At 69.5% G+C, this 12,305-nt stretch carries 8 protein-coding genes and 1 pseudogene; 4 read left to right on the top strand and 5 right to left on the bottom strand.

The window, feature by feature from the left end:
* On the top strand, positions 1-583 hold a 583-nt coding region (locus VD972_RS19905), incomplete at its 5' end, for a DNA/RNA non-specific endonuclease (RefSeq protein ID WP_324989306.1).
* A gap of 60 nt (positions 584-643) precedes the next feature.
* On the opposite strand, the gene VD972_RS19900 is transcribed toward VD972_RS19905, so the two are convergent.
* Positions 644-1,237, bottom strand: coding sequence for a hypothetical protein (locus VD972_RS19900; RefSeq protein ID WP_324989305.1), 594 nt, complete (start codon positions 1,235-1,237; stop codon positions 644-646).
* A gap of 64 nt (positions 1,238-1,301) precedes the next feature.
* Between VD972_RS19900 and VD972_RS19895 the strand changes: the two genes are divergently transcribed.
* Positions 1,302-2,213: a DMT family transporter gene (locus VD972_RS19895; protein WP_324989303.1), complete on the top strand. Its 912-nt coding sequence runs from the start codon at positions 1,302-1,304 to the stop codon at positions 2,211-2,213.
* On the opposite strand, the gene VD972_RS19890 is transcribed toward VD972_RS19895, so the two are convergent.
* The 3 genes from VD972_RS19890 to VD972_RS19880 form a co-directional block, all read right to left on the bottom strand.
* Positions 2,197-2,778, bottom strand: coding sequence for a hypothetical protein (locus VD972_RS19890; RefSeq protein WP_324989301.1), 582 nt, complete (start codon positions 2,776-2,778; stop codon positions 2,197-2,199). The two genes, VD972_RS19895 and VD972_RS19890, sit on opposite strands and share 17 nt — an antisense overlap.
* Before the next feature lie 123 nt (positions 2,779-2,901).
* Positions 2,902-7,695: a metallophosphoesterase gene (locus tag VD972_RS19885; protein ID WP_324989299.1), complete on the bottom strand. Its 4,794-nt coding sequence runs from the start codon at positions 7,693-7,695 to the stop codon at positions 2,902-2,904.
* Between the two features lie 236 nt (positions 7,696-7,931).
* Positions 7,932-8,699 (bottom strand): hypothetical protein, encoded by a 768-nt coding sequence (locus VD972_RS19880; RefSeq protein WP_324989297.1) that lies wholly within the window; start codon positions 8,697-8,699, stop codon positions 7,932-7,934.
* Positions 8,700-8,812: 113 nt separating this feature from the next.
* Here VD972_RS19880 and VD972_RS19875 point away from each other — a divergent pair, with 113 nt between their 5' ends.
* Positions 8,813-10,453 (top strand): sensor histidine kinase, encoded by a 1,641-nt coding sequence (locus VD972_RS19875; RefSeq protein WP_324989295.1) that lies wholly within the window; start codon positions 8,813-8,815, stop codon positions 10,451-10,453.
* The gene (locus tag VD972_RS19870) at positions 10,450-11,895 is read left to right on the top strand and encodes a sigma-54 dependent transcriptional regulator (RefSeq protein WP_324989293.1); all 1,446 of its coding nucleotides are present in this window, start codon (positions 10,450-10,452) and stop codon (positions 11,893-11,895) included. The genes VD972_RS19875 and VD972_RS19870 overlap by 4 nt, the downstream gene beginning before the upstream one ends.
* Before the next feature lie 22 nt (positions 11,896-11,917).
* Here the strand turns inward: VD972_RS19870 and VD972_RS19865 are convergent.
* Positions 11,918-12,305, bottom strand: a pseudogene (locus VD972_RS19865) (hypothetical protein); the annotation flags it as partial.

Genomic DNA, 12,305 nt, shown 5'->3' with positions numbered 1-12,305 from the left:
GGGGTTTGATCGGGGGCACATGAAGCCCGCGGCGGACTCGCCCGACCAGGCGGCCATGGACGAGAGCCACCTGATGACCAACATGGCTCCGCAGCACCCGGACCTGAACCGCGAGTCCTGGGCCACGCTGGAGGACGCAGTGAGGGATCTGGTGGCCTCCTCGGGCGGCAAGGCGTACGTGATGACGGGCAACCTGTTCCTGGATGCCAAGGGCCAGCCGCTCCCGCCGGAGGCCCTCGAGACCATCGGGACGGAGGCTCGCCGCGTCGCGGTGCCCACGCACAACTTCAAGACGGTGCTGCTGGAGCACCCCAACGGCAACCTGAGCATGTTCGCGTACATGGTGCCCAACGTGAAGGACGCGCCGAAGGGTGCGGACGAGATCGCCAGCTTCCTGGAGTCCTCGCGCACGTCGGTGGACCGGATCGAAGAGCTGCTGGGGCAGGACCTGTACGCGCAGCTGCCGAAGTCGGTGCAGAGCAAGCTCGAGCAGGACAGCTCGGCGCGGCTGGCCTTCCGCGAGGCCAGCCAGTTCGAGGCCGTCTCGCTGCTGCGGCGGTGGGAGTCCGACACCCGGGAGTAACACCCGGGAGTAGCCGGACCTGGCGGGCTCCGCTCCTCTTGGGGCAGGGGGCTGGCAGGTTCAGCGCTCGCCCGGCTTGTTCGAGCCGAGCCACGTGAAGAACGCAGGCGCGTGCGTTCGGAGCTCCTTGGCCATGAGGGGCTGCGAGTCGGCCCATGCGAGGTAGCCGGCGCGGAGGGCTTCGGCGTCGGGGCCGGAGGGGAGCTCGGTCCGGCACAGCGCCTGGAGCAGTGCCTCGGTGGCTCGCTCCTGGGAGACGCTGGACGCCTTCACCGGGCGATCGTCCTCGCGGCCGAGCACCCGCGACTTCAGCCGCTTCAGCTTGGGAGCTTCGCCACGAAGCGGCACCTCCGCGACGGCGTGAGGGGACGAGTAGCGGAAGGCGACAACGCCGGTGGGGAGCGCCATGGAGTGGAAGGCGTAGAGCCGCACCGCGGGCTCCCCAGCCGGAGGCCACGCGACGGGCAGGGGTGGCGAGAGCGGGCCCGTGTAGGGGCTCGCGGACAGCGGGCCGGGCTCGCGCAGGGTCTCCCGCGCGCGCGCCTCGAGCTGTGTCGCTGAGAGGCAGGGAGGGCGAGGCTGTGGGGTGGGGACCCCGGCGTCTGGGGTGCCAGCCTGGGCAGCGAGCCAGAGGAGGGCCAGGAAGGAGCGCATGCATCCTTATATAGGGTAGGGCGCTTCTGTCGGCTCCTGCGGGAGAGCCTGATAGAGGGCCAGCATGGCTCTCACCCCCTCCACCGCATCCACGGCTCGCGCCACGGCCATTGGCGCGGTGGCCATCCTGCTCTGGGCCTGCCTGGCGCTCCTGACGACAGGGACGGGGACCCTCCCGCCTTTCGAGATCGTGGCGATCTCCTTCGCCGTCGCCTTCCTGCTGTGCCTGGGCAAGTGGGTGCTGCTCCGCGAGGACATTGCCGGCCACCTGCGCCAGCCGGCCCCGGTGTGGCTCATGGGAGTGGGCGGGCTCTTCGGCTACCACTTCTTCTACTTCCTGGCATTGAAGACGGCGCCGCCGGTGGAGGCCAACCTCATCAACTACCTGTGGCCGCTGCTCATCGTGCTCTTCTCGGCGCTGCTGCCGGGCGAGCGCCTGCGCTGGTGGCACATCGCCGGGGCGGTGCTGGGCCTCTGCGGCTCGCTGCTGCTGGTGACGGGGGGAGGGCGCGTGGCCTTCCGGGCCGAGTACGCCACGGGGTACGCCTCGGCGCTCGCCTGCGCGGTGACGTGGGGAGCGTACTCGGTGCTCTCGCGCCGCTTCGGCGCGGTGCCTACGGACACGGTGGGGGGCTTCTGCGGCGTCACGGCGGTGCTCGCCGCGCTGTGCCACCTCGTCTTCGAGCGCACGGTGTGGCCGAGCCTGGGAGAGTGGGGTGTCCTGCTGCTCATGGGCGCAGGGCCCACGGGGCTGGCCTTCTTTGTCTGGGACGTGGGCATGAAGCGCGGGAACATCAAAGCGCTGGGGGGCCTCTCCTACGCCACGCCGCTGCTCTCCACGCTGCTGCTCATCCTGGCGGGGCGCGCGCGCCCGAGTGTGGAGCTGGCGCTGGCCTGCCTCTTCATTGTCGGAGGCGCGGTGCTCGCCTCACGGGACTTGTGGGCACAGCGTCCACGACTCACCCGTTCATCATGAGGTCCGAGAGGCTCGTGGCGCTCAAGGCCCGATCGAGCCACTGGTCAAGCGTGTTCAAGTCCGTGCACGACAGGATGAGCTTGCGAGCCGTTTCGTCCACGGCAATGCCGCGTGCCGCCAGAATCCGCAGCACTCCCTCGGCACGTCCTTCAGCCAGCCCCTCGGTTCGCCCCTTGGCCACTCCCTCAGCCAGCCCCTCAGCCAGCCCCTTGGCGTGCCCCTGCTCGATCAGCGCATCCCCCATGGTCTTCATCAGTTCCTCCGCTCGTTGCTCACCTGCTACAGAATTTAGCACGTGCCTCAGGGGCGCATGTGCAGCCTCAACCCCCACTCTGAGCAGGTAGTGGACGATGGCGCGCAGGTGTTCATGCCCCTCGGGGGAGGCAAGCACCTCGGCCAACAACGGTCTCCAGCCCTCCAGCAGCGTGGCCAGCTTCTCGGAACGGCCGGAGCGCAGCAGCAGCCACGCCATTCGCACCAGCGGTGGTCCGGGCCTCGCTCGCAGCACCTCCTCGCGCTCGGCTGTCAGATCGTCCACCAGGTACTCGAAGCGTGGCACCAACACCTGCCAGCGCTCTATCGCCTCGCTTGGCAGATGGAATAGCTCCTCCATCCGGTGGCGTGCCGACGCGGGGGACGCGCTGGGCAAACCTGTCATACAACCGGACAGGTTTGCCCAGAGGTCGCCTCAGGGCAGAGGCACATCATAGTAGGCGCGCCGCTCGCCCGGCTTTTCACCTGGCCACACCGCCCAGCCTTCCCAGGCGCCACCCTGCTTGCGCAGGCAGCGCGTGTGGACGCGGAGGCGCTGCAAGTCCCGCTGGACCTCCAGCAGGTTGAACAGGCGCGGCACGGACTCTGGACGCTGGTGCGTGGGAGCACCGAAGCTCCCGGCTCCCACGACGTGGAGCCGGCGCACCGGGTCCAGGTAGTTCACCAAGTCCGCCCGATCCTCGTGGACATGGCCGTGGAGGCAGACCCGGACGTCCGCCTGCAGCAGTCGGCCGAGGAAGGCATCCGCCTGGATCTTCTCGTTGCCAGTGATGGGGTGGTGCCAGACGGCGAGCCGGAGCACCCGGGCGCCATCCTCCAGATCTCCCCGCTTCCGGGCCTCAGCGAGCTCCCGGTTCGCGGCATCGAGCCCCCGCGAGAGCGAGGGCTCGGAGATGCTGGAGCGCTCGGCGAAGTACTCGTCGATCTCCCACGCCGAGTTCATCGCCAGGAACTGCAGGCGCGTCTCCCGGAAGAAGAAGGGCAGGCACTGCTCCTCGGGAGCCAGCGGATACTCCTTCTGCATCAGCGGATGGTAGAAGTGCTGCGAGAAGTTCTTGAAGCGCTCCCGGTACTTCGCCTCGTCACGTAGCAGGTACCCGGTCTTCTCCTCGATGAACGTGCCAGGCTCCAGCCGCAGCGCGTCCACCTGCCGCTTCTTCTCCCACTTGTAGACCTCCGAGTTCCAGTCCAGGTCGTGGTTGCCGGGCACGAGGATGCAGCGCTCGGCCGTCAGCTCGAACCGCTGGATGAGCTCGGAGACGAACGCGTGCGCCTTCTCGAACTCCTCGGGCGTGGCGCGATTCGTGATGTCCCCGGAGATGACCAGGTAGTCCAGGCGCTCCACCCCCAGCTCCCGCTCCTTCAGCGTCGTCTCCAGGGGCTGGAGCAGGCTCAGAGGATCGTCCCCGGCGCCCACGTGCAGATCACTCAGGTGCAGGATCCGCAAGGGCGTGTCCCGGGGTGGGCTCACGTTCTTGGGATTCCCCTTGGGGGTCAGGGTGTCGATGACGCTCTGGGCCCGCAGCGCATCAATGTTGGTGCGCAGGGCCCGCAGCTGCTTCACCAGCTCCGGGTTGCGCTCGCGTGACTGCTCCGCGCCGAGTGTGAGAGGAGTCCGGGAGTCACAGCGCGAGCAGCCAATGTCCGTGTGACCCGCCTGGAGCCGCTCCCGGACGATCTCTTCCGAGAACACCGTTCCACACCGGCAGGTGATGGACAGCCGCTCGAGCAGCTCCACGCCCCGCTCGCGCAGGTGCTCCTCGATGAAGTTGACGAACAGCTTGCGCCGGGCGCTGGGAGTCCCCGGGTCGAAGTACACGTCCAGCTGGGCGTACCCGCGGTTGCCCTGGCTGCCCTGCTTCACCCGCCGCACCCCCGAGGCGCCCTCGCCCGCTCGGTCGAACTCGGCGCGGTTCTCCCAGAGCCGCATTGGGCCGAAGTGCCGGCTCACCGCCAGCGAGGTGACGAGCGAGGCGTAGATGTTGTCGATGGGTCCCGAGAAGTCGTAGTGCAGCGAGATGGCATGGGCGAAGTCCGTGCCCGCCTCGGACGGCGCTCCCTGGAAGAGGGAGGGGAAGATGAGCTGCCCTTCGTGGAGCAGGCAGAGTCCGTGCTCGAGCAGCAGCTCGATGACGCACTCGAGCACTGGCAGCTCCTGGTCCCGGCGCAGCCGCTCGTTGGCGGGGATGCGCGGGAACTGCATCGCCGCGGACAGCACCTTCGCCACATCGATGGCGGGGACCCCATGCGGGTTGTCTCGCGCCGCGACGATGAGCGAGCCCGCGTAGCGCTCGACCTGCTCGACCTCGAGGATGAGCACCCGCGTGCTGTCCGCCATCCGGCTGTCCATGACGAGCCCTTGCCGGGCGAGCTGGCCGACGACGACCTGGAGCGCCTCGGGATCGAACTCGCTGCCCAGCTGGGTGCGCAGCTCCTCCTCCAGCTCCGAGTAGGTGAGCACCACCCGCTTGGACTCCCGGAGCCGCTGGATGTGCTGCCGCAGGCGCTGGAACAGCTCGGGGCGGCTGACCTTCTCGATGGAGCCCCAGTCGATGGTCTCCAAGAGGGTGGACTTCAGCTCGCGGAGGCCCTTGCCGGTCCTCGCGCTGGTGGGCACGTAGGAGGCGAACTGGCAGCGCTTCACCAGGCTGTCGATGGCGGGGCGGTTCTCGGGGGCCTCCTCGCTGTCCAGCTTGGTCCCTACCAGGAGCTTGCGGATGCTCCGCGCGCCGGTCTGGGCCAGCAGGCGCTGGTTCCAGCCTTCCATCTCTTCCAGGGCGCGCTCGCCGCGGCTGGGCTCCATCACCATCAGGGCGGCGGCAGAGTCCCTCAGGAAGAGCTGATGCACGAGCTGGTACTCGCTCTGCCCGCCCATGTCCCAGAGGATGATCTCCCGGCGGGTCTTCACGGAGGCGCTGTCCGGAGCGGAGTCCTCCACGGGCATCGTCCAGAACCGCATGCCGTGGGTGGAGTCCATCTCCTCGTAGCGGTCATGGACCATGCGCAGGGCCAGGCAGCTCTTGCCCACGCGCCCCTCGCCCACCAGAACCACCTTGGCGCTGCTCTCGTGGACGGTGGTGGTACGGGGCCGGGTTCGCAACAGGGCATCGACGTCGAGTTCCCAGAGCCGCACATCACAGTCATCCGCGCCCAGGGTGGCCAGGATGGGTTGCGCCGGGGAGAAGGCCAGCCCCGCGCGCGAGAAGGGCGAGACGGGCTCGGCGAACGAGGCCACCTGCTCCCAGCTGTCCGTGCGCCACAGCCGGATGGTGCCGTCGAGAGACCGGGAGGCGAGCAGCCGGCCATCGGAGGAGAAGGAGACGCCGGTGACGGCAGCGGTGTGTCCCTCCAACTGGGTGACCGACTCGCGCTTCTGGGTGTCGAAGATGTGGATGGGCCCGGCGCGATCCGCCAGGGCGAGGCAGGATGTCTTGGGCATCCACGCCAAGTCGAGGATGGCGCTTCGCAACCCCATCCCCGCCAGGTCGGACTCAAGGCGGCCGCTGGAGCCCACCTTCATCTTCCAATAGATGAAGCCGACCCCGTCTTCGCTGCCACAGGCCAGAAACTGTCCGTTGGGAGACCAGGCCATGCAGGGCACCGGGGCCGGGCCGCCAGGCAATGAGAGGGGTCTTGCTTGGGTCCCCGTCCGTACCTCCCAGAGCACCACCGAGCCTCCGCTCTCGTATGCGAGCAGGCCCGAAGATGACCACGCCAGCGGGGTTCCATGCCCCTGCAACGAGTGTTGGAGGGGAATCCGGTCCCCGGCACTCTTCCACAGGCGAACGATGTGCACCGAGCAGGAGGCGATCGACTGCCCATCCGGCGAGAAGCAGAGGTCCTCGAGCCCGGAGTCATGCGCTGCGAGCATCCAGCGAGGAGCCTGTTCCTCGGGCTTCCACCATGCCAGGGTGCCCCGCGACAAGCCCACCCCGAGTGCTGCCCCATCCGGTGCCCAGGCCAGCTTTCGGACCTTGTTCGAGCCGGTGCTCAGCACATTCCGGGGCTTGACGCCCCGAGGCAGAGCATCGGGCACTGGCAGGGGCTCCAGCACCTGGAGCCGTACGGTGCGCTGGAGACCGCGGAGCTTCTCGAGCGGCAGGGACGGCTTGTCCTGCGAGGCGCTGGCGGGAGCCGCGAGGCTTTGGGGGAGCGGTGCCTTGTGCACCCCCGCCGGGATCTGGGGGAGGGGCTCCTCGGGTACCAGGGGCGGTTCCTTGAGCATCGAGGCCAGGAAGATGGAGAGAGACTCCTCGCCCTTGGGGACCGCGCTGTCCGCCTTGAGGGTGATCCCCCCTGCTATTTCGATGGAGGCGACTCTTGGGAAGAGGTGGAGGCGCCTGGCCGCGCCGGTCAGCTCCATGTGCCCGGCGTAGTATCCCCACTCGCCAGCGCCTGAGGTGATCTCCCCGAAGAGGGAGGGGGCCTGGACGGCCCGAGGCCAGAAAAAGGGCTTGGGGGTCGGGATCCAGTCCTCGCTGTGACGGCTGCCGCACAAGTGCAGGAAGGGCTGGCCTGCCAGCGTGAGCCTCTCGCGGACCGCACTCAAGAGCTTGGGGTTCAACATCGTCGGTGAGGCGTGGGTCAGCAGCAGCAGAAAGTCGTGGCCGAGTCCCCAGGTCTTGACATCTTTTCCCGTGACGGCCTCGAGCTGCTCCACGTGGATCTCATGCTGGGTGGCCGTGGGTGCGGGCGCTGTCGGGAAGAACGAGTTGAGCCCGACGATACCGACGCTGAACTCCCCGACCCTCACGGTGGCGGCGAAGTCACCCGGGAGCAGCCCAGGGCTGAAGGTCTCGACCCCGGGCGCGCCGTGTCTTTGATGCCAGGAGGTGAACCAGTGCGTGAACGGCTCGAAGGCCGCACGGATTCGCTCCCCGAGAGGCGTCCCTCCGAGGAGTGCTTGCCGTGCATGGGACGCAGGGATCTCGACTCCAAGCCCGATGGGGGAATACGGGGCCTGCCAGTAGTCGTGACGGCCGGGCACCGCCAGCAGACAGGGGGAGGAGCCCAGGTCGCGGAAGAGGGCCCACAGGGAGTTCAGGTTTGCTTCCAGCAGCTGGAACTCACGGGCCCCGCCCGTCAGCGTGAGATCGCCCGAGATGAGGACGAGGTGCCAGGGCCCTGAGCGCTCGTGGAGCTTCTGCAGGTCCTGCTCGAGCGCGGCCCGGTACTCGGGGAGCAGCAGCCGCGAGTACCGTTGTCCCATGTGAAGGTCCGAGAGGTGGAGCCAGTTGATCCGCTTCAGGGTACCCCCAACGAAGTCATGCCCGGCGAAGCATGTACCGGGGCTGCACGGACGTGAAGCGTCTTCCGGCCCGCACTGCCGGTGTAGCAAGCAGGGGTGATGGCAACGCTACGGCGCACGCGGTCTGGGCCATCGAGGAGTACCCCGGCCTTGAGCGCAAGCTGCGCTACCCGCCCCGGCTCAACGGACGAGAGCGCTCAGAACCGCCCGGCAAGCCCCCCAAGGAGGCCTCCTTGCGGCGTGACGCCCACCACGGGCATCACCCGGAATCCTGAGCGGGCCTGGACCTCGGGCCCGGTGGGCTGGGTGGCCAGGACATGGGACAGCTCGTAGGCCGTCACGGCGAAGAGCAGCGGAGCCAGCGTGAGCCCGAGGACAAGCCCTCCCGTGCTCTGGCTGGCGACGCCGATGCCGGAGCCTACCGCTACGCCCGCCAGCGCTCCGAGGAAGGTCATCACGCCATCACCCTGCCCCCCCATCATCCTGCCGACAATGGTGACGCCCATCGTCACTCCCACGGAGTAGGACACCGACAGGGCCGCGGAGATGGCGATGGCGCACCGAGGCTCCTCGGTCAGGCCGTCCGTGCCCACGCAGAAGGGGAGCGCGAGGATGGCGGTCGGGATGGCCCCCACGATGACGCCCGCCATGCCCATGATGACTCCGCTCCAGGGCGTGATGATCAGGCGCAGCGCCTTCTGATCCGAGGCGGCTCGCTGGGCGGTCAGATCCCGGGGGATGATCTCACCCTCGGGAGGTGCCTCCGCGGGAGCCTGTGGAGGCCCCACCGTGGGGGCCTGCTGAGGTGGAGGAGGCGGGGGGAGCGGAGGAGCCGGGACGAGCGGAGGGGGCGTGGCGGTCTCTTCCGCGGGTGGAGTGTAGGGCGTCCACTCCTCGGGGGTCTGGGCGAACCCAAGGCTCGGGAGGAGCAGGGTCAGGCACAGCACGAGGCGCGCAAGGCTCATGGGGTGGCAGCCTAGCGGACCTCGGGAGGCTTGCGGGGTGTCTTGGGGTGGGAGGCCAGAGGCGCTAGCCTCGGGACCGGCCGGTGGAGGTGGATCGCCGCCGGGGACCTCCCATGTCGTCGTTCTTCCTCGCCTCGTCGGTGGTCGCGCTCCTGGTCGCGCTCTTCAACGCGCTGCTGGTCGGCTACGTGCTCGCCTCCGGCTGGAGCGATGGGCGCAAGCGCCTCTTCGCCTTGGGGCCCGTGGGAGTGGCGCTCTTCGCGCTCGCGTGGTTCGTCATCCTCCTGGACGCGAACACCCGCGAGCCCCTGCGCGCCACTGCGTCCTTCGCGGCGCTGCTGTCCGTCTCCGGCTTCGCGTGGGATGCCCTGATGGATCTCGGGCCCTCCCGGGCTCGCCGCTTCCTCTGGCTCATGCTGGGGCTGGGCGTGCTCGGGCTGTCCGGGATCTCCGTCTTCGTGGCGGGACGGCTCGGCGGTCTCGGGCTCGCCGCGCTGCTCCTGGAGCTGCTGGCGCTGGGAGCAGTGGCCTTCATCGGCGGGGTCCGCCTGCTGCTCTGCCGGCACGAGAACGCGGCCACCCGGCGCCTCTCGCGGCACGTGGTGGCCGTCGTCGTCGCCTCGCTGCTCGTGTGTGTGCTCCGCGAGGGGCTCGAGGTGCTGCGCGGCGGCACCCCCGGCTCGGCTGCGCTCCTGTGCATCATCCTCGCCGCGGAGATGATGACGCTCAGCTACATCCTGCACGAGCGCGTGGAGGTGCGCCCTCCGGTGACACGGGCGGTGACCCATGCGCTGCTTGCCATCGCGGCGGCGTTCATCGTCGTGGCGGCGCTGCGGGCGCTGGGCTACGCGGTGGATCTGGGTCAGGTCGCCGTCACGGTGGGCGTGGTGCTCCTGGCCGCGCTGCTCTTCGTGGGGTTGGGAGATCCGCTCAGCCGGTGGCTCGAGTTCCTCCTGTTCCCCAAGCAGGCGCGGCTGACGGGGTTGCTGTCGGCCTCCCGCTCCGAGGCCGCCGCGCTGCGAAGCCGGCTCGAGCGTGCCGAGCGGCTCGCCATCGCCGGTGAGCTGGCCGCCTCCGTGGCTCACGAGATCAAGAATCCATTGGCCGCCCTGCGTGGCTACGCGGAGCTGCTCGGGGACTACCGGGCCCACGTCACCTCCGAGCAGCGAGAGCGGTTCGAGAAGGCGGTGCGCATCATCCGCGAGGAGAGCGACCGCATTGACGCCAAGGTGGCGGAGCTGCTGAGCCTCGGGCGGGCGCCGAAGGGCCGGCTGGACGGCAAGCCCCTGGACGTGTCGCGCGTCACCCTGGAGGCGGTGGCGGTGGCGGAGGGAGAGGTGGACATCCCCCCCATCATCTCGAGGCTGGACCCGACGCTGAAGGTGGTGGGGGATGAGGACGAGCTGCGGGGCGTGCTGCTGAACCTGTTGAAGAACGCCGCCGAGGCGATGCGCGAGCGCCCGGGTGGGCGCATCGAGGTGGTGGCCCGGAGTGAGGAGGCTCAGGTGGTGATCGAGGTGCGCGATGAGGGGCAGGGGCTCGGTGGGGTGGACCGCGAGCAGCTCTTCCGGCCGTTCTACACGACGAAGCAGGGAGGCACGGGGCTGGGTCTGGCCATCTCGCGATCGGCCATCGAGGCCGCGGGAGGCCGGCTGATCCTGGTGCCGCGGGAAGATCGGGCAGGCGCGGTGGCTCGGGTGGTGCTGCCCGTGGCGCCCCAGGGAGCGGCCGAGGCGTGGGGAGAGCCGCGATGAGCGAGGAGACGGCTGAGTCCGGCGGGCCCGAGGTGGCGGTCGTCGAGGACGAGCGCAACCTGCGCGAGCTCTACCTGGACGTCCTGAGCGCGCGAGGGCTGCGCGTGGTGCCACTGGAATCGGTGGCGGCGGCGGAGGCGTACCTCGCGCGGCGTGCGCCGGATCTGCTGCTGCTGGACGTGAAGCTGGGCGATGGGGATGGGCTGGTGCTGCTGGATCGGCTGCGAGGGCAGGGGCTGCGCACGCCGGTCATCGTGGTGACGGCGTTCGGCACGGTGGAGCGGGCGGTGCAGGCGCTCCGGGCGGGGGCGGCGGACTTCCTCGTGAAGCCGTTCAGCAACGAGCGGCTCGTCTCCGCGGTGGCGGCGGCATTGGAGGCGGGGCGGCAGTGGGAGGAGCTGGAGCTGGCGGCGCCGAGGCTCGAAGCGAAGAAGGCGGCCAGCGGCGAGCTCATCGGAGCGGAGGGAGGGCTGAAGGACGTGGCGGCGCTGCTGCCGCGGGTGGCTGCCTCGGAGGCCACGGTGCTGGTGCGCGGGGAGTCCGGCACGGGCAAGGAGCTGGTGGCTCGCGCCATCCACCTGGCCTCGCCCCGGTTGGACGGTCCGTTCGTGTCGGTGAACTGCGCGGCGCTGCCGTCCTCGCTGCTGGAGTCCGAGCTGTTCGGCTTCGAGCGCGGCGCCTTCACCGGAGCGCACGCGCGGCGAAGAGGGCTCATCGAGACGGCGGAGGGAGGCACGCTCTTCCTGGATGAGATCGGCGACATGTCGCTGGAGGCACAGGCGCGGCTGCTGCGGGTGCTGCAGGAGCGGGAGATCACCCGGATTGGCGGACGCGAGCCGGTGCGAGTGGACATCCGCGTCATCTCCGCCACGCACCGGGATCTGGACGCGATGGCGGCGGGCGGGCAGTTCCGCGCGGATCTGCTCTACCGGCTGGCGGTCATCCCCATCCGCCTGCCCCCGCTGCGCGAGCGGACGGGAGATATTCCAGGGCTCATCGAGCACCTCCTGGAGAAGCACGCGGCGAAGAAGGGCCAGCGAGCGCCCCGTCCGGACGCGGAGACGCTGCGGCGCGCGGTGGAATACCCCTGGCCGGGCAACGTGCGAGAGCTGGAGAACTTCATCGAGCGCGCGGTGGTGCTGGGCCGGTTCGACACGGAGTCGCTCCGAGCGGCGCAGCCCGCGAAGGGGACCGTGCCGGCCGAGCCGGGAGTGGCCCGAGAGGAGGCGGAGGCCGCCGAGGAGAGCCCGGGCATCCCCTCTGCTCCCGTCCCGACGCTGCGGGAGGCGGTGGCGCGCGCCGAGCGGGCCGCGGTCATCGCCGCGCTGAAAGCAGCCGGTGGTCAGAAGACGGTGGCCGCGAGGTTGTTGGGCGTGAGCTACAAGACCCTCTTCAACAAGATCCACGAGCACGACATCCGCGAGGAGCTGCACATCGGCTGAGCGCCTCCGAGGGCCTGCTCTGTCAGCCCAGCCGCTCCAGCTCGCGCGTCAGCAGCGTCTCCAGATCCCGGATGCTCCGGTAGATGATGCACCGGTACGAGGCCACGTCGAACCGCAGCTCCTTCACGTCTCGCACCAGCAGCACGGTGGGCCGGCCACGGCCCCACGCATAGCCGACCTCCAGGTACACGTTCGGATTGGCCATGGAGAGATCGGCGATCACCACCTTGGCCGTCTCGATGCGCTCCTTGATGCGCTGGATGATGGGGCCGTCGAACGCGGCCTCGTCCACGCGCTCGCACAGCATGCCTGCCGACTTCACGGGTCCCAGGATGCCGTAGTGGTAGGTGTCCTCCAGCTCTGGCGCGAAGGGCATCGCCACGAAGGCGTGCGGCTTGTCCATGGACATC

Source organism: Hyalangium sp., assembly GCF_035629615.1.
Taxonomy (GTDB): Bacteria; Myxococcota; Myxococcia; order Myxococcales; family Myxococcaceae; genus Hyalangium.
Note: the sequence above shows the minus strand (reverse complement) of the source record. Positions and strands in the feature narration are given on the sequence as shown.

Excerpts from the sequence above, each read along its gene's own strand:
- VD972_RS19900 (WP_324989305.1), bottom strand. The coding sequence starts at position 1,237 with ATGCGCTCCTTCCTGGCCCTCCTCTGGCTCGCTGCCCAGGCTGGCACC.
- VD972_RS19880 (WP_324989297.1), bottom strand. The coding sequence starts at position 8,699 with ATGAGCCTTGCGCGCCTCGTGCTGTGCCTGACCCTGCTCCTCCCGAGC.
- VD972_RS19870 (WP_324989293.1), top strand. The coding sequence starts at position 10,450 with ATGAGCGAGGAGACGGCTGAGTCCGGCGGGCCCGAGGTGGCGGTCGTC.
- VD972_RS19875 (WP_324989295.1), top strand. The coding sequence starts at position 8,813 with ATGTCGTCGTTCTTCCTCGCCTCGTCGGTGGTCGCGCTCCTGGTCGCG.
- VD972_RS19895 (WP_324989303.1), top strand. The coding sequence starts at position 1,302 with ATGGCTCTCACCCCCTCCACCGCATCCACGGCTCGCGCCACGGCCATT.
- VD972_RS19885 (WP_324989299.1), bottom strand. The coding sequence starts at position 7,695 with ATGGGACAACGGTACTCGCGGCTGCTGCTCCCCGAGTACCGGGCCGCG.